This is a genomic window from Methylibium sp. (assembly GCF_031393925.1).
In the GTDB taxonomy this organism is placed as follows: Bacteria; Pseudomonadota; Gammaproteobacteria; order Burkholderiales; family Burkholderiaceae_C; genus Methylibium.
In genome coordinates this window covers 1-18,014 of sequence record NZ_JANMWL010000115.1, presented here as the reverse complement: position 1 = coordinate 18,014, position 18,014 = coordinate 1, and the positions used below count along the sequence as shown (strand labels likewise).

Annotated in this window: 14 protein-coding genes and 1 tRNA gene; 1 reads left to right on the top strand and 14 read right to left on the bottom strand. The window is 63.8% G+C overall.

The features are described 5' to 3' along the window. The 4 genes from RMO12_RS06750 to rpsL form a co-directional block, all read right to left on the bottom strand. Positions 1-141, bottom strand: a 141-nt coding sequence (locus RMO12_RS06750) for a GTP-binding protein (protein WP_309624127.1), incomplete at its 3' end; no start/stop codon positions are given. 159 nt (positions 142-300) lie between these two features. Beyond that, positions 301-2,403, bottom strand: a complete 2,103-nt coding sequence (gene fusA, locus RMO12_RS06745; protein ID WP_309638698.1) for an elongation factor G — start codon at positions 2,401-2,403, stop codon at positions 301-303. 78 nt (positions 2,404-2,481) lie between these two features. Next, complete coding sequence (gene rpsG / locus RMO12_RS06740; protein WP_309638697.1) at positions 2,482-2,952, bottom strand: 30S ribosomal protein S7; 471 nt, start codon at positions 2,950-2,952, stop codon at positions 2,482-2,484. Positions 2,953-3,114: 162 nt separating this feature from the next. Continuing rightward, entirely contained in the window at positions 3,115-3,492 is a 378-nt protein-coding gene (rpsL, locus tag RMO12_RS06735) for a 30S ribosomal protein S12 (RefSeq protein ID WP_309625231.1), read from the bottom strand. Positions 3,493-3,706: 214 nt separating this feature from the next. On the opposite strand from rpsL, the gene RMO12_RS06730 reads away from it, so the two are divergent. After that, entirely contained in the window at positions 3,707-4,165 is a 459-nt protein-coding gene (locus RMO12_RS06730) for a PIN domain-containing protein (protein WP_309638696.1), read from the top strand. 46 nt (positions 4,166-4,211) lie between these two features. Here RMO12_RS06730 and rpoC read toward each other — a convergent pair whose 3' ends face one another. The 10 genes from rpoC to tuf form a co-directional block, all read right to left on the bottom strand. Further along, on the bottom strand, positions 4,212-8,432 hold the full coding sequence (gene rpoC, locus RMO12_RS06725; protein WP_309638695.1) for a DNA-directed RNA polymerase subunit beta': 4,221 nt from the start codon (positions 8,430-8,432) through the stop codon (positions 4,212-4,214). 12 nt (positions 8,433-8,444) lie between these two features. After that, on the bottom strand, positions 8,445-12,572 hold the full coding sequence (rpoB, locus tag RMO12_RS06720) for a DNA-directed RNA polymerase subunit beta (RefSeq protein ID WP_309638694.1): 4,128 nt from the start codon (positions 12,570-12,572) through the stop codon (positions 8,445-8,447). A gap of 345 nt (positions 12,573-12,917) precedes the next feature. Beyond that, a complete protein-coding gene (gene rplL / locus RMO12_RS06715; RefSeq protein ID WP_309624109.1) occupies positions 12,918-13,295 on the bottom strand; it encodes a 50S ribosomal protein L7/L12 in 378 nt (125 codons plus the stop codon). A 46-nt stretch (positions 13,296-13,341) separates the two neighbouring features. Next, complete coding sequence (rplJ, locus tag RMO12_RS06710; RefSeq protein WP_309624108.1) at positions 13,342-13,959, bottom strand: 50S ribosomal protein L10; 618 nt, start codon at positions 13,957-13,959, stop codon at positions 13,342-13,344. A gap of 316 nt (positions 13,960-14,275) precedes the next feature. Then, positions 14,276-14,983 (bottom strand): 50S ribosomal protein L1, encoded by a 708-nt coding sequence (gene rplA, locus RMO12_RS06705; protein WP_309638693.1) that lies wholly within the window; start codon positions 14,981-14,983, stop codon positions 14,276-14,278. A 1-nt stretch (position 14,984) separates the two neighbouring features. Beyond that, entirely contained in the window at positions 14,985-15,416 is a 432-nt protein-coding gene (gene rplK, locus RMO12_RS06700) for a 50S ribosomal protein L11 (RefSeq protein ID WP_309638692.1), read from the bottom strand. Between the two features lie 172 nt (positions 15,417-15,588). Next, the gene (gene nusG, locus RMO12_RS06695) at positions 15,589-16,167 is read right to left on the bottom strand and encodes a transcription termination/antitermination protein NusG (RefSeq protein ID WP_309624105.1); all 579 of its coding nucleotides are present in this window, start codon (positions 16,165-16,167) and stop codon (positions 15,589-15,591) included. Between the two features lie 24 nt (positions 16,168-16,191). Continuing rightward, entirely contained in the window at positions 16,192-16,575 is a 384-nt protein-coding gene (secE, locus tag RMO12_RS06690) for a preprotein translocase subunit SecE (protein ID WP_309638691.1), read from the bottom strand. A gap of 144 nt (positions 16,576-16,719) precedes the next feature. After that, positions 16,720-16,795: transfer RNA gene (locus tag RMO12_RS06685), tRNA-Trp, on the bottom strand. 28 nt (positions 16,796-16,823) lie between these two features. Further along, a complete protein-coding gene (gene tuf, locus RMO12_RS06680; RefSeq protein ID WP_309624103.1) occupies positions 16,824-18,014 on the bottom strand; it encodes an elongation factor Tu in 1,191 nt (396 codons plus the stop codon).

The window sequence follows — 18,014 nt, the reverse complement described above, 5'->3', positions numbered from 1 at the left end:
GTAGGCCTTGGCTTCACCGCCGAACAGCTTGGACAGCACCATCGTCAGCGCCGCCGTCAGGGTGGTCTTGCCATGGTCCACGTGGCCAATCGTGCCAACGTTGACGTGGGGCTTGGTGCGCTCGAATTTACTCTTGGCCATATGCAAATCTCCGACAAAAAAAGAACGAAGCCAGTGATCGGTTTAAGGTCTCCGGCAGCGAGCTGATTCGCCTGCCACTGGCAGCAGGCGGCACCCCACCGAAGACCGACTCGGGTCTCGGTGCGTCTTGAACGACGCACCGATCACGCGGTTATGTCGTCACTTGGCTCGCGACGTGATGATCGCGTCGGCGACATTCTTCGGCGCCTCGCTGTAGTGCTTGAACTCCATCGTGTAGGTGGCGCGACCCTGCGACATGGAACGCAAGGTCGTGGAATAGCCGAACATTTCCGACAGCGGCACTTCGGCTTTGATGACCTTGCCGCCACCGGGCATGTCGTCCATGCCCTGCACCATGCCGCGACGGGACGACAGATCGCCCATTACCGAGCCGGCATAGTCCTCGGGTGTCTCGACTTCCACGGCCATCATCGGCTCCAGGATCACCGGGCCGGCCTTGCGGCAGCCGTCCTTGAAGCCCAGCGAAGCGGCCATCTTGAAAGCGTTCTCGTTGGAGTCGACCTCGTGGTAGGAGCCGAAAGTGAGCGTCACTTTCACGTCCACCACCGGGTAGCCGGCCAGCACGCCTGCCGGCAGGGAATCTTCGACGCCCTTCCTCACCGCGGGAATGAACTCGCGCGGCACCACGCCGCCCTTGATCGCGTCAACGAACTCGAAGCCCTTACCCGGCTCCTGCGGCTCGATCTTGAGCACGACGTGGCCGTATTGCCCCTTGCCGCCCGACTGACGCACGAACTTGCCTTCGACGTCCGACACGGCCTTGCGAATGGTTTCGCGATAGGCCACCTGCGGTTTGCCGACGTTGGCTTCCACGCCGAACTCGCGCTTCATGCGGTCGACAATGATCTCCAGGTGCAGCTCGCCCATGCCGGAGATGATGGTCTGGCCCGATTCTTCGTCGGTCTTGACGCGAAACGACGGATCCTCCTGGGCCAAGCGGCCCAGGGCAATGCCCATTTTTTCCTGGTCGGCCTTGGTCTTGGGCTCCACCGCCTGCGAAATAACCGGCTCGGGGAACACCATTTTCTCGAGTGTGATGATCGCCGTCGGATCGCACAGGGTCTCACCCGTGGTCACGTCCTTCAGGCCAACGCACGCCGCGATGTCGCCGGCCAGGATCTCCTTGATCTCTTCGCGCTGGTTGGCGTGCATCTGAAGGATGCGGCCGATGCGCTCCTTCTTGCCGCGAATCGGGTTGTAGACCGAATCGCCCGACTTCAAGACGCCCGAGTAGACGCGCACGAATGTCAGCTGGCCGACATAGGGGTCGGTCATCAGCTTGAAGGCCAACGCAGCGAACTTTTCGTCGTCGGCGGCACGACGGACCACTTCCTTGTCGTCATCGTCATGGCCCGGCACGGGCGGAATGTCGAGCGGCGAAGGCATGAAATCGATGATGCCGTCGAGCATGCGCTGCACGCCCTTGTTCTTGAACGCCGAGCCGCAGAACATCGGCTGAATCTCGGCGCCGATCGTGCGGGTGCGAATGCCGTGCGTGATCTCCGCTTCGCTCAGTTCACCCGACTCGAGGTACTTGTTCATCAGCTCTTCGCTGGCTTCGGCCGCGGCCTCGACCATGTTCTCGCGCCACTTCTGCGCTTCAGGCAGCAGGTTCGCGGGAATCTCTTCGTAGTTGAACTTCATGCCCTGGGACGCCTCGTCCCAGATGATCGCCTTCATCTTGATGAGGTCGATCACGCCGGTGAAGCTCTCCTCGGCGCCGATCGGCAGCACGATCGGCACGGGGTTGGCCTTGAGGCGAACCTTCATTTGCTCGTAGACCTTCAGGAAGTTCGCGCCCGTGCGGTCCATCTTGTTGACGAACGCGAGGCGCGGAACTTTGTACTTGTTGGCCTGGCGCCAGACGGTCTCGGACTGCGGCTGCACGCCACCGACGGCGCAATAGACCATGCAGGCACCGTCGAGCACGCGCATGCTGCGCTCGACTTCAATGGTGAAGTCGACGTGCCCCGGCGTGTCGATGATATTGATGCGGTGCTCGGGGAAGGCCATTTCCATGCCCTTCCAGAAACAGGTCGTCGCGGCCGAGGTGATGGTGATGCCGCGCTCCTGCTCCTGCTCCATCCAGTCCATGGTCGCGGCGCCGTCGTGCACTTCACCGATCTTGTGGTTGACGCCCGTGTAAAACAGGATGCGCTCGGTCGTCGTGGTCTTGCCGGCATCGATGTGCGCAGAAATACCGATGTTGCGGTAGCGCTCGATGGGGGTCTTGCGGGCCATGGTGTGACTCCAAATACAGGGGCCGCACTCCGGATTCGTGAAAACCCGAAGCGCGGCCAGGGATCAAAAGAAGCTGGCTTAGAAGCGGAAGTGCGAGAACGCCTTGTTGGCCTCGGCCATGCGATGCACTTCGTCGCGCTTCTTCATCGCGCCGCCGCGGCCTTCGGAGGCTTCGAGCAACTCGTTGGCGAGGCGCTGGGCCATCGACTTTTCACTGCGCTTGCGAGCCGACTCCTTGATCCAGCGCATCGCCAGCGCCATGCGGCGCACCGGACGGACTTCAACCGGCACTTGGTAGTTCGCGCCACCCACGCGGCGGGACTTCACCTCGACCATCGGCTTGACGTTGTTCAGCGCGGTGAGAAAGACCTCCAGCGGATCGCGGCTGGCCTTCTTTTCGACCGTCTCGAGCGCGCCATAAATGATGCGCTCGGCCACGGCCTTCTTGCCCGACTCCATGATGACGTTCATGAACTTGGAGAGGTCGACGTTGCCGTACTTGGGGTCCGGCAGGATGTCTCGTTTGGGTACTTCGCGACGACGGGGCATTGCTCTTCCTTCATTGCTTCAGTCGGCGCAGGTTTTCGCCCGCGCCACGGGCCCCGACAGGGGGAGCCCACTTACTCGGCAGGCGCGAGGCCTGCCGCCGATGGCGCACAAGGGAGTGCGCCGGTGATGACGCCGCGGCGAACCGTGGCGCGCTGGGCTGGATCAGGTCTTCTTGGGACGCTTGGCACCGTACTTCGAGCGCGATTGCTTGCGATCCTTGACGCCTTGCAGGTCGAGCGATCCACGCACGATGTGGTAGCGCACACCCGGCAGATCCTTGACGCGACCGCCGCGCACCAGCACCACGCTGTGCTCCTGCAGGTTGTGGCCTTCGCCACCGATGTACGAGATGACCTCGAACCCGTTGGTCAGTCGAACCTTGGCGACCTTGCGAAGCGCGGAGTTAGGCTTCTTGGGCGTGGTGGTGTACACGCGCGTGCAGACGCCCCGACGCTGCGGGCCGCCCTGCATGGCAGGCGACTTCGACTTCGTGGCTTCGGTCTGGCGACCGTGGCGCACGAGCTGGTTGATGGTGGGCATGGGTAGCTTGTTCCCGATTGAGTACTGTGACTGGGGCTTGCGGAACACTTTGCCGCGGCACCCTGGCTTCGAATCGACCCCGGGTCGTTAGCACGAGCGACCTGGGCCAGGGCGCCGCGCCAGACGGGTCGCCCAGCAAAGAGCGCAGCAGAGTCTGCCGAAAAGCTTGCGATTATATTCGCAGCGCCCTTTGCCCGCAACATTACCCCTGCGCATGCCCCTCGATTCCCCTGCTCGCATCGTCCTGGACACCAACAGCTTGTTGGACTGGCTCGTCTTTCGCGAGCCGGCGGCGATGCGGATCGGCCATGCGGTCATGACGGGCCGGCTGCTGTGGCGAGCCAGCCCCTTGATGCGGTGTGAGTTCGACCATGTGTTGGGGCGCGCCGCCTTGGCTCGCTGGCAACCAGACAAGGCAGCGGCGGTGGCGGTATGGGCCGCATACGCCAGCATCGAGGCCGAACCGCCGGCCGGCCCGTTGACATGCGCCGATCCGCACGATCAGGTGTTCATCGACCTGGCCATCCAGCAGCGCTGCGTTTGGCTGGTGACGCGCGACCGGGCATTGCTCGAGCTGCGTCGCCGCGCAACAGCGTGGGGCGTGACCGTGCTCACGCCCCGCGAGTGGTCGGCGCTGCGCGCGCCAGGCGATCCGCCGATGGCAACCGCATGAAAAAGGGCGGCCGAAGCCGCCCTTGAAGCACCGCAAATAAACGTCCTCAGACCGCCGGCTCGTCGCCAGCCGCATCGGCAACCACCGGCAGCAGCGACGCCTGTTCGTCGGCTTCCTGCAGAGCGATCGCTCGGCGCTCGGCGTCGTCCATTTCCTCCTTGGACTTGCGGGCGCGGTGGAATGCCAGGCCTGTGCCAGCGGGGATCAGGCGACCCACGATGACGTTTTCCTTCAGGCCGCGAAGTTCGTCGCGCTTGCCCATGATCGCCGCCTCGGTGAGCACCCGCGTCGTTTCCTGGAACGAGGCCGCCGAGATGAACGAGTCGGTGGACAACGAGGCCTTGGTGATGCCCAGCAATACGTCGGCATGCGTGGCGGTGATCTTGCCTGCGGCGCGCAACTTGTCGTTGGTGCCCAGCAGCGAGGCCCGTTCGACCTGTTCTCCAAGGATGTAGTGGCTCTCGCCCGGGTTGGTGATCTGCACGCGGCGCAGCATCTGCCGAACGATCACCTCGATGTGCTTGTCGTTGATCTTCACACCTTGCAGGCGATAAACGTCCTGCACCTCGTCGACGATGTAGGTCGCCAGCGCCTCGATGCCCAAGAGGCGCAGGATGTCCTGCGGATCGGCCGGCCCGTCGACGATGGACACGCCCTTGTTGACCACCTGGCCCTCGTGCACCACGATGTTCTTTTCCTTGAGCACGAGCTCTTCGTAGACCTTGCCCTCCGGGTCGGTGATCTGCAGGCGGACCTTGCCCTTGGTTTCCTTGCCGAACGACACCGTACCGGTCATTTCGGCGAGTGTGCCCTTGTCCTTGGGCGTGCGGGCCTCGAACAGCTCGGCCACCCGCGGCAGGCCGCCGGTGATGTCGCGCGTCTTCTGGCCTTCGACCGGGATGCGCGCCAGCACTTCGCCCGGGGCGAGATCCTGGCCGTCGCGGATCTGCACCAGCGAGCCGATCGGGAAGCCGATCGTCACCGAATGGTCGGTGCCGGGGATCTTGACTTCGTTGCCGGCCGCGTCGAGCAGCTTGACCTGCGGGCGAACGACCTTGGCCACGCCGCGGCGCTTCGGGTCGATCACCACCAGGGTTGACAGGCCCGTCACCTCGTCGAGTTGCTTGGCGACGGTGACGCCTTCCTCGACGTTCTCGAACTTCGCCTTGCCGGCGAACTCGGTGATGATCGGGCGCGTCAGTGGGTCCCAGTTGGCGAGCTTGGTGCCGGCCTTGACCTGCTGGTCGGCCTTGACGCTCAGCGTGGCGCCGTAGGGCACCTTGTGACGCTCGCGCTCGCGGCTGTGGGTGTCGGCGATGATGATCTCGCCGGAACGCGAGATCACCACGAGATCGCCCTTGCCGTTGGTCACGTAGCGCATCGTGACGTTGAAGCCGACGTGGCCGTCGGACTTGGCCTCCACGCTGGATGCGATCGCCGCACGCGACGCCGCACCACCGATGTGGAAGGTGCGCATCGTGAGCTGCGTGCCCGGCTCGCCGATCGACTGCGCGGCAATGACGCCCACCGCTTCGCCGGAATTGACCAGACCACCGCGCCCGAGGTCGCGGCCGTAGCATTTGGCGCACAGGCCAAAGCGCGTGTCGCAGGTGAGCGGTGTGCGGACCTTGACTTCGTCGACCGCGGCCGCCTCGACCACGTCGAGCACGTCTTCGTCGAGCATCTGGCCGGCCACCACCACGACCTCCTGCGTTTCGGGATGCAGCACGTCGATGGCCGTCATGCGGCCCAGGATGCGGTCGCGCAACGACTCGATCACCTCACCGCCCTCGACCAGCGCGCGCATCGCGATGCCATTGTCGGTGCCGCAATCGTCTTCGGTGACCACCAGATCCTGCGTCACATCGACCAGGCGGCGCGTCAGGTAGCCGGAGTTCGCGGTCTTCAGCGCCGTGTCCGCCAGGCCCTTTCGGGCGCCGTGGGTGGAGATGAAGTACTGCAGCACGTTCAAGCCTTCACGGAAGTTGGCCGTGATGGGCGTCTCGATGATCGAGCCGTCCGGCTTGGCCATGAGGCCCCGCATGCCGGCCAACTGGCGAATCTGCGCAGCACTGCCGCGCGCACCCGAGTCGGCCATCATGTAGATGGAGTTGAACGACTCCTGGTCCACTTCCTTGCCGTGGCGATCGATGACCTTCTGCTTGGACAGCTGGCTCATCATGACCTTGCCGACTTCGTCGCCGGTCTTGCCCCAGATGTCGACCACCTTGTTGTAGCGCTCACCGGCGGTCACGAGGCCCGAGACGTACTGCTGCTCGATCTCCTTGACCTCCTTCTCGGCGCGCTCGATGAGGCTCGGCTTTTCCTTGGGCACGAGCATGTCGTCGATCGAGATCGAGATGCCGGCGCGCGTGGCCAGGCGGAAGCCCGCCTGCAGCAGCTTGTCGGCCAGCACCACGGTTTCCTTCAGACCGCACTTGCGGAACGAGGTGTTGATCAGGCGCGAGATTTCTTTCTTCTTGAGCGCCTTGTTGATGTTGGCGAACGGCAGCCCCTTGGGCAGGATTTCCGACAACAGCGCGCGACCGACCGTCGTGTCAACCAGCTTGGTCTCGGCCGTGAATTCGCCGGTTTCCTTGTCCTTGCTGTACTCGGTCAGGCGCACCGTGACCTTGGTGGTGATCTCGACCACGGCGTTGTCGAGCGCACGCTGCACCTCGACCACGTCAGCAAAAATCAGGCCTTCGCCCTTGGCGTTGATGCGCTCGCGCGTGGCGTAGTACAGACCCAGCACCACGTCCTGGCTCGGCACGATCGACGGCTCGCCGTTGGCCGGGAACAGGATGTTGTTGGAGGCCAGCATCAAGGTGCGGGCTTCCATTTGCGCCTCGATCGACAGCGGCACGTGAACGGCCATCTGGTCGCCGTCGAAGTCGGCGTTGAAGGCCGCGCACACCAGCGGATGCAGCTGGATCGCCTTGCCTTCGATCAGCACCGGCTCGAACGCCTGGATGCCCAGGCGGTGCAGGGTCGGCGCGCGGTTGAGCATCACCGGGTGTTCCTTGATCACTTCCTCGAGGATGTCCCAGACCACCGGCGTGCCCGATTCCACTTCCTTCTTCGCCGCCTTGATGGTGGTGGCGATGCCCATCGCCTCGAGCCGCGAGAAGATGAAGGGCTTGAACAGCTCGAGCGCCATCAGCTTGGGCAGGCCGCACTGGTGCAGCTTGAGCGTGGGGCCGACCACGATGACCGAGCGGCCCGAGTAGTCGACGCGCTTGCCCAGCAAGTTCTGGCGGAAGCGCCCGCTCTTGCCCTTGATCATGTCGGCCAGCGACTTGAGCGCGCGCTTGTTGGCCCCGGTCATTGCCTTGCCCCGACGGCCGTTGTCGAGCAGCGAATCCACCGCCTCCTGCAACATGCGCTTTTCGTTGCGCACGATGATCTCGGGCGCCTTGAGTTCGAGCAGGCGCGCCAGTCGGTTGTTGCGGTTGATGACGCGACGGTAGAGGTCGTTGAGGTCGCTCGTGGCAAAGCGGCCGCCGTCCAGCGGCACCAGCGGGCGCAAGTCCGGCGGCAGCACCGGCAGGACGTTCATCACCATCCACTGCGGCTTGATGCCCGACTTCTTAAAGGCTTCCATCACCTTCAGGCGACGCGAGTTCTTCTTGACCTTGAGCTCGGAGCCGGTCATGTCGCCGCGCAGCTTCTCGATCTCGACGTCGAGGTCCATCTCGGCGAGCAGCTTCTGCACGCCCTCGGCGCCCATCAGCGCGACGAACTCTTCACCGTGCTTGGTGCGCTCGGTGTCGTATTGGTCCTCGGTCATGATGGAGAACTTCTTGAGTTCCGTCATGCCCGGGTCCACGACCACGTAGGCTTCGAAATACAGCACGCGCTCGATGTCGCGCAGCGTCATGTCGAGCACGAGGCCCAGGCGCGATGGCAGCGACTTCAGGAACCAGATGTGCGCGCACGGGGCGGCCAGGTCGATGTGACCCATGCGGTCGCGCCGCACCTTGGTCTGCGTGACCTCGACGCCGCACTTTTCGCAGATTACGCCGCGGTGCTTCAGGCGCTTGTACTTGCCGCACAGGCACTCGTAGTCCTTGATCGGGCCGAAGATCTTGGCGCAGAACAGACCATCGCGTTCCGGCTTGAAGGTCCGGTAGTTGATGGTCTCGGGCTTTCTCACCTCGCCGAACGACCAGCTGCGGATTTTTTCCGGCGAAGCGAGGCCGATCTTGATGGCATCGAAATGCTCATCCGGGGTGAACTGCTTGAAAAGGTCGAGTAGTCCCTTCATGCATCTTCTCCTTTAATTACGCACGAGCTCGATGTCGATACCGAGCGATCGAATTTCTTTCACCAGCACGTTGAACGATTCCGGCATGCCGGCCTCGATCGCGTGCTCGCCCTTGACGATGCTTTCGTAGACCTTGGTTCGGCCGTTCACGTCGTCCGACTTCACGGTCAGCATTTCCTGCAGCACGTAGCTCGCGCCGTAGGCTTCCAAGGCCCAGACCTCCATTTCGCCGAAGCGCTGCCCACCGAACTGCGCCTTGCCGCCCAGCGGTTGCTGGGTGACGAGCGAGTACGGGCCGGTCGAGCGGGCGTGCATCTTGTCGTCCACCAGGTGGTGGAGCTTCAAGACGTGCATGTAGCCCACGGTCACCGGGCGCTCGAAAGCGTCGCCGGTGCGGCCGTCATGAAGGGTGGCCTGGGTACGCGTGGCGTTCAGGCCCTTCACCGCGGCAATCTCCGGCGGGTAAGCCAGGTGCATCATGGCGCGAATCTCTTCTTCGGAAGCACCGTCGAACACCGGCGTGGCGAAGGGCACGCCTTGCGCCAGATTGCCGGCCATCTCGACGATCTCGTCGTCGCTCAGGGACGCGAGATTTTCGGTTTTGCCACCCGACTTGTTGTACAGGTCGTCGAGGAAGACGCGCATTTCCGCGAGCTTGCCCTCCTGCTGGAGCATGTCGCCCAGGCGCTGGCCGATGCCCTTGGCGGCCCAGCCGAGGTGGACCTCGAGCACCTGCCCGACGTTCATGCGCGAAGGCACACCCAGTGGGTTGAGCACGATGTCGCACGGCGTGCCGTCGGCCATGTAAGGCATGTCCTCGACCGGCACCACCTTGGAGACCACGCCCTTGTTGCCGTGACGGCCGGCCATCTTGTCGCCCGGCTGCAGGCGGCGCTTGACGGCCAGGTAGACCTTCACCATCTTGAGCACGCCCGCGGGCAGCTCGTCGCCCTGCGTCAACTTCTTGCGCTTTTCTTCGAAGGCAAGGTCGAAGCTGTGGCGCGTCTGCTCCATCGAATTCTTGACGCTCTCGAGCTGGTTGGCCACGTCGTCGTCGGCCGGACGGATGTCGAACCAGTGGTACCTCTCGACGCTGGCCAGGTAGGCCTTGTCGATGGTCGTGCCCTTGACGATGCGGTTCGGGCCGCCATTGGCCGCCTTGCCGTTGAGCAGCTTTTCGATGCGGTCGAACGCGTCGGCCTCGACGATGCGCAACTGGTCGTTGAGATCCAGGCGAAAGCGCTTGAGTTCGTCGTCGATGATCTGCTGCGCCCGCTTGTCGCGCTGGATGCCTTCACGGGTGAAGACCTGCACGTCGATCACGGTGCCGTTGGTGCCCTGGTCGACACGCAGCGAGGTGTCCTTCACGTCGGACGCCTTCTCGCCGAAGATCGCTCGCAAGAGTTTTTCTTCCGGCGTCAGCGTGGTCTCGCCCTTGGGCGTGACCTTGCCGACCAACACGTCGCCGGGGTTGACCTCGGCGCCGATGTAGACGATGCCCGACTTATCCAGACGCGCCAGTTGCTGCTCGCTCAGGTTGGGAATGTCGCGCGTGATCTCTTCGGAGCCCAGCTTGGTGTCGCGCGCCATCACCACCAGTTCCTCGATGTGGATCGAGGTGTAGCGGTCTTCGGCGATCACGCGCTCCGAGATGAGGATCGAGTCCTCGAAGTTGTAGCCGTTCCAGGGCATGAACGCGACCAGCATGTTCTGGCCGAGCGCCAGCTCGCCGATGTCGGTCGAGGCGCCGTCGGCGATCACGTCACCCAAGGCCACCGTGTCACCACGCCGCACGATCGGGCGCTGGTGGATGTTGGTGTTCTGGTTGCTGCGTTGGTACTTGATGAGGTTGTAGATGTCCACACCCACCTCGCCCGCCACCGTCTCCGCGTCGTTGACGCGAATCACGATGCGGTTGGTGTCGATGTAGTCGACCACGCCGCCGCGCTTGGCAGTGACGACCGTGCCGGAGTCGACCGCCGAGACGCGCTCCACGCCGGTGCCGACAAAGGCCTTCTCGGGGCGCAGCACCGGCACCGCCTGACGCTGCATGTTGGCGCCCATCAGCGCGCGATTGGCGTCGTCGTGCTCCAGGAAGGGCACCAGCGAAGCCGCCACCGACACGATCTGCGTCGGCGCCACGTCCATGTACTGGATGCGCTCGGGCGAGGTCAGCACCGACTCGCCCATCTCGCGCGCCGACACCAGCTCATCAACCAGCTTGCCGTCCTTGCCGAGGCCCGCGTTCGCCTGCGCGATCACGTACTTGCCTTCTTCGATGGCCGAGAGGTAGTCGATCTGGTCGGTGACCTTGCCGTCGGCCACGCGCCGGTAGGGCGTCTCGAGGAAGCCGTAGTCGTTCAACTGCGCATACAACGCCAGCGAATTGATCAGGCCGATGTTCGGACCTTCCGGCGTCTCGATCGGGCACACGCGGCCGTAGTGGGTCGGGTGCACGTCGCGCACCTCGAAGCCGGCGCGCTCGCGCGTCAGGCCGCCCGGGCCGAGGGCCGAGACACGCCGCTTGTGCGTGATCTCCGACAGCGGGTTGGTTTGGTCCATGAACTGCGACAGTTGCGACGCGCCGAAGAACTCTTTCAAAGCCGCGGAGATCGGCTTGGAGTTGATCAGGTCGTGCGGCATCAGCGCCTCGGTCTCGGCCTGGCCGAGACGCTCTTTCACTGCCTTTTCGATGCGCGCCAGGCCCGAGCGGTACTGGTTCTCGGCCAACTCGCCGACGCAGCGCACGCGGCGATTGCCCAGGTGGTCGATGTCATCGACCTCGCCGCGGCCGTTGCGCAGTTCGACCAGGATCTTGACGACGTCGAGGATGTCGTCGTTGGCCAGCACCATGCGGCCTTCGGCCGTGTCACGCCCAACACGGGCGTTGAACTTCATGCGGCCCACGCGCGACAGGTCGTAGGTGTCTTCGTTGTAGAAGAGGCGGTTGAAGAGCGCCTGCACCGCGTCTTCGGTCGGCGGCTCGCCCGGACGCATCATGCGGTAGATGGCCACGCGCGCGGCCAGCTCATCGGCGGTCTCGTCGGCGGCCAGCGTCTGGGAGATGTAGCCGCCCATGTCGAGCTCGTTGGTGTAGAGCGCCTGGATCTCCTTCAAACCCGCGACGCGCAGCTTCTTGAGCAGCGCTTCGGTCAGCTCGTCGTTGGCCTTGGCCACGATCTCGCCGGTCTCCGGGTCGACCATGTTCTTGGCCAGCACGCGACCCACCAGAAAGTCTTCGGGCACCGAAATGAAGGTCGTGCCCGACTCCTCGAGCGTGCGCGTGTGGCGCGCGGTGATGCGCTTGTCCTTCTCGATGACGACGGCGCCGGCCTTGTCGGTGATGTCAAAACGCGCGATCTCGCCACGCAGCCGATCGGCCACGAACTCCATCTGCGCGCCCGAGTCCATCAGGCGGAAGTTGTCGAACACGAAGAAGTTCGCGAGGATCTGCTCCGGGGAGAGGCCGATGGCCTTGAGCAGGATCGTCACCGGCATCTTGCGGCGGCGGTCGACGCGGAAGTAAAGGATGTCCTTCGGGTCGAACTCGAAGTCCAGCCACGAGCCGCGGTAAGGAATGATGCGCGCCGAGAACAGCAGTTTGCCCGAGCTGTGCGTCTTGCCCTTGTCGTGCTCGAAGAACACGCCGGGTGAGCGGTGCAGCTGCGAGACGATGACGCGCTCGGTGCCGTTGACGATGAAGGAACCGTAGTCGGTCATGAGCGGAATTTCGCCCATGTAGACCTCCTGCTCCTTGATCTCGCGGACCACCTTCGACTGCGAGGTCGAGGTTTCGCGGTCATAAATGATCATCTGCAACTTGGCGCGCACGGCGGCGGCGTAGGTGAGGCCGCGCTGCTGGCACTCGCGCGTGTCGAACGCGGGCTTGGCCATGTTGAACTCGATGTACTTCATCTCCACGAACCCGTTGTGCGAAACGATCGGGAAGGCGGAAAGGAAGGCGGCTTGCAGCCCCTCGGGCTTGCGTTTTTGCGGTGGCACGTCCTTTTGGAGAAACGCGACGTAGGAATCCTTCTGCATCGTCAGCAGATAAGGCACGCCCAAGACGTGCTCGCGCTTACCGAAACTCTTTCGGATGCGCTTACGCTCGGTGTAGCTGTAGGGGGTTGCTTGCGCCATTGATCACTCCGTGTCGAATGAGCCTTGCCTGGCCTCGGCATGCTCTTTCGGCGACTGGCGTTACGGGACTCGGGCCCGATGCTTGGTGGCTGGCCACTACCAGCCGCTGGCGGACAACCGGGGCATTGCACCCCAGTCCGACCAAACCGGTTCTCTGCAGTCGGTTCAGAGAACACTTGGAAAACTCCCTCGGGAGCCTTTCAAGTGGTCACGGACCACTCGCGAGGGCAGCCATTGTCCGTCGGCGACCCTCTCAGGCGCTTGCCAGGGGTTATCTTGTGGACAACCCGGCAAGCACACCAGGCTGAACGCCGATGACGGCACCCAGCCCCTGTGACGAAGCGATTACTTCAGCTGCGCCTTGGCGCCCGCGTCCGTCAGTTTCTTGACCGCTGCCTCGGCGTCGGCCTTGGCAATGGCTTCCTTGACGGGCTTCGGAGCGCCGTCGACCAGGTCCTTGGCTTCCTTGAGTCCCAGGCCAGTCAGTTCGCGCACCGCCTTGATGACCTGCACCTTGTTGGCGCCGACCTCGAGCAGCATGACGTTGAACTCGGTCTGCTCTTCCACGACTGCGGCGGCAGCGCCGCCACCGGTGCCGGCCGGAGCCGACATCGCGGCAGCGGATACGCCGAACTTCTCTTCGATTGCCTTGACCAGGCCGTTGAGGTCCATGACCGACATGCTGTCGAGGGCGGTCAGGAATGCGTCTTTGTCGAATGCCATTTTGGAATCCTTAGCTAGATGGGGTTGAACTTGCAATGTCGATCGTTCAGGCCGCCGCGGGCGCGGCGTCGGCGGCATCAGCCGCGGCAGGAGGTGCTGCTTGCGCAACAGGCACCGCGTCGGCAGACGCCGCTTCGGTAACCATCACTTCCGTCGCCGCCGCTTCGGTCGATTCACCGCCGCCACGCTGCTCGGCCAGCGCCGCCAACACGCGCGCCATGCGCGACACCGGCGACTGCATCAGGCCCAGCAACTGGGCCAGCAGCACTTCCTTGCTCGGGATCGCCGCCAGCGCTTTCACGCCGTCGGCGTCGAGCGCCTTGCCGGCATAGGCGCCGGCCTTCACGATCAACTTGTCGTTGCCTTTGGCAAAGTCCGCGATGACCTTGGCCGCTGCCACGGCGTCTTCAGAGAAGCCGTAGATCAACGGACCGGCCATGCTCTCGATGGCCACTTCGAACGGCGTGCCCTTGACGGCGCGGCGAGCCAGGGAGTTCTTCAGCACGTGAAGATAGACGCCCTTGTCGCGCGCCTGCTTGCGCAGCGCGTTCAAGTGTTCCACCGTGAGTCCGCGGTACTCGGCCAACGCCAGCGTCTGTGACTTGCCCACCTGGGCGGCCACGTCAGCGACGACAGCTTCTTTCTCGTTGCGATTCAGACTCAAGGTCCACTCCTTAAAAACGTGGCGAGCGTCTTGCGACACTCACCACACCCTTCTTCAGCGACCTTCTGTCCAGGAACCCCGCCGACTTGTCATCGGCGGCTCACCCATTCAGCGGGATCGCCATCTGCGTTGGCTTCGAGGCCGGTCTTCTCCTATCGATCCATGATCGATAGGAGCGGCACCTCACTTAGGCGGCTTGCACCGCACCAACGGTCTTTGACGGCTCGCGGCCGGACTCTCTTGCAAGAGCGACTCACCCACGACCCACCAACTCTTCACGACCCCGCGCCAGACACTCGTGGGGTTGTCGAACGCTTCAGCCTGCCGCTTGCGCGTTGATCGACGCCACGTCGACACGCACGCCCACGCCCATGGTCGAAGACACCGCCACCTTGCGCAGATAAATGCCCTTGCTCGTGGGTGGCTTGGACTTGTTCAATGCCTCGATCAGCGCTTGCAGGTTGCCCTTGAGCTTGTCGTCCTCGAAGGAGCGGCGGCCGAGCGTGGCATGCACGATGCCGGCCTTGTCGACGCGATACTGCACTTGGCCAGCCTTGGCGTTACGCACCGCCTGGGCCACGTCGGGCGTGACCGTGCCGACCTTCGGATTGGGCATCAAGCCGCGCGGACCGAGGATCTGGCCCAGCGTGCCGACCACGCGCATCGTGTCCGGTGAGGCAATCACGACGTCAAAGTTCATGACGCCGGCCTTGATCTGTTCGGCCAGGTCTTCCATACCCACGATGTCGGCGCCTGCGGCCTTGGCTTCTTCGGCCTTGGCACCCTGGGCGAACACCGCCACGCGCTTGGTCTTGCCGGTGCCATTGGGCAGCACAACGGCACCACGCACGACCTGGTCGGACTTCTTGGCATCGATGCCGAGCTGCACCGCGACGTCGATCGATTCGTCGAACTTGGCGGTGGCACAGCCCTTGACGAGCTTGAATGCGTCGTCGATGCCGTACAGCTTGAGGCTGTCGACCTTGCCCGCGGCGGCTTTCTGGCGTTTGGTCATCTTGGCCATGTCAGACCCCTTCCACCGTGATGCCCATCGAGCGGGCCGAGCCGGCAATCGTGCGGACCGCGGCGTCCAGATCGGCGGCGGTGAGGTCCTTGAGCTTGGTCTTGGCAATTTCCTCGACCTGAGCGCGCGTGAGCTTGCCCACCTTGTCGGTGTGCGGCTTGGCCGAGCCCTTGGTGAGCTGCGCGGCCTTCTTGAGCAAGACCGTGGCAGGCGGCGTCTTCAGGATGAAAGTGAAGCTCTTGTCCGCGAAGGCCGTGATGACCACCGGCAACACGAGACCCGGCTCCATGCTCTGCGTCTGGGCGTTGAACGCCTTGCAGAACTCCATGATGTTCAGGCCGCGCTGACCCAGCGCGGGCCCGATCGGCGGCGAAGGATTCGCCTTGCCGGCCGGGATTTGCAGCTTGATGAAGCCGACGATTTTCTTGGCCATGTCTTTTCTCTCCTGGAACCTCCGGCGCGACGCCGAGGCGGGGCGCGCTGGAGCTTGAGTGCAAACGCCAGGGGCTGGTTACCCGGGCTCCTCACGCTGGTGTCACGTCACCAGCAGCAACGGGTGGCGCCTGCGGCGGCAACACGGCCGCCGAGCCGCACCACCGGGCTCGTCAAACCTTCTCGACCTCGTGGAAGTCCAGCTCCACCGGCGTCGAGCGGCCGAAGATCGTGACGGACACGCGCACCTTGGACTTGTCGTAATTGACGTCCTCGATCGCGCCGTTGAAGTCGGTGAACGGGCCCTCCTTGACGCGCACCAGTTCGCCCACCTCCCACTCGACCTTGGGGCGGGGCTTCTCGATGCCTTCTTGCATCTGGTGCACGATCTTCATCACCTCGGCCTCGGAGATCGGGGCCGGGCGGTTCTTGGCGCCGCCCACGAAGCCGGTGACCTTGGAGGTGTGCTTCACGAGGTGCCAGGACTCGTCGTCCATCAGCATCTCGACCAGCACATAGCCGGGAAAGAAGCGGCGCTGCGTCACGGCCTTCTTGCCGTTCTTCATCTCCACCACTTCTTCGGTGGGCACCAGGATGCGGCCGAACTTGGCGTGCATGGCCGCGCGCTCGATGCGCTCGCGCAGGTTGCGCTCGACCGCCTTCTCCATGCCGGAATAGGCATGCACCACGTACCACCGCAGCGGATTCTCCGGTGCGGATTCGACGGTCGGGATGGTCTGGACTTCGCTCATTTCACAACCTCGTGCGCCACTCGATCAGCGCTTCCAACCCAAGATCAGGTTAAAAATGGCCCATTCCAGGGTCTTGTCGGTGACCCACAAGAACAGGGCCATCACGAACACGAACGCGAACACATAGCCGGTCATCTGCACCGCTTCCTTGCGGGTAGGCCAGACGACTTTCTTGAGCTCACGCACCGCATCGCGACCGAAGGCGGCCAGCGCCTTGCCCGGCTCGGCGGTGAAGAAAACCGCCACGGCAGCGGCCAACAGCATCAGCAGCGCGATCACGCGCAGCCAGAGATCCTGCTTGCCGAGCAGGTAGAAGGCCGCGACCGCGGCAACCACCAGCGCGCCGGCAGCAGCGAGCTTGGCCTTGTCAGCGCCAGTGGAAACGGTTTCGACGGTCGGGTTCGACATGGGTTTTGTTTCGGACGACTCGACTACTCGCTGTCGCCCTGTCTTCGGGCGGCAAGGCCCGCCGAGCCGGATGGCGCCTGCGGGCCGCTTGGATGGGACATGACGGTGGATCTGTTCAGCGCTTGAAAAACTCCGGGGTCTGCGTGGCAGGGGCAGAGGGAATCGAACCCCCAACCTTCGGTTTTGGAGACCGACGCTCTGCCAATTGAGCTATGCCCCTACGCAAACCCTGTACTCGACAACAACACTCACTCGAGGATCTTCGCCACCACGCCGGCGCCGACGGTGCGGCCGCCCTCGCGGATAGCGAATCGCAGGCCCTCTTCCATGGCGATGGGGTTGATCAGCTTGACGGTGATGCTGACGTTGTCGCCGGGCATCACCATTTCCTTGTCCTTGGGCAGCTCGACCGCACCGGTCACGTCCGTCGTACGAAAGTAGAACTGCGGGCGGTAGTTGTTGAAGAAGGGGGTGTGGCGTCCGCCCTCTTCCTTGCTGAGCACGTAGATCTCGGCGGTGAAGTGGGTGTGGGGCTTGACGCTGCCGGGCTTGCACAGCACTTGGCCGCGCTGCACGTCTTCGCGCTTGGTGCCGCGCAGCAGGATGCCCACGTTGTCGCCGGCCTGGCCCTGGTCGAGCAGCTTCCGGAACATCTCCACGCCGGTGCAGGTGGTCTTTTGCGTGGGGCTGATGCCGACAATTTCGATTTCTTCACCGACCTTGACGACGCCGCGTTCGACGCGCCCGGTCACCACGGTGCCGCGCCCGGAGATGGAGAACACGTCTTCGACGGGCATCAGGAAGGCGCCGTCGATGGCGCGCTCGGGCTGGGGGATGTAGGTGTCCAGGGCTTCGGCGAGCTTGAGGATCGCGCCTTCGCCGAGTTCACCTTTGTCGCCTTCCATGGCGAGCTTGGCGCTGCCGTGAATGATGGGCGTGGCGTCACCGGGGAATTCGTACTTGTCCAGCAGCTCACGCACTTCCATCTCGACGAGTTCGAGCAGCTCGGCGTCGTCAACCATGTCGCACTTGTTGAGGAACACGATGATGTACGGCACTCCCACTTGGCGCGCCAGCAGGATGTGCTCGCGGGTCTGGGGCATGGGGCCGTCGGCCGCCGAGCACACCAGGATCGCGCCGTCCATCTGGGCCGCTCCGGTGATCATGTTCTTGATGTAGTCGGCGTGCCCGGGGCAGTCAACGTGGGCGTAGTGCCGGTTCTTGGTCTGGTATTCAACGTGGGCGGTGTTGATGGTGATGCCGCGCGCTTTCTCCTCGGGCGCCGCGTCAATCTGGTCGTAGGCCTTGGCTTCACCGCCGAACAGCTTGGACAGCACCATCGTCAGCGCCGCCGTCAGGGTGGTCTTGCCATGGTCCACGTGGCCAATCGTGCCAACGTTGACGTGGGGCTTGGTGCGCTCGAATTTACTCTTGGCCAT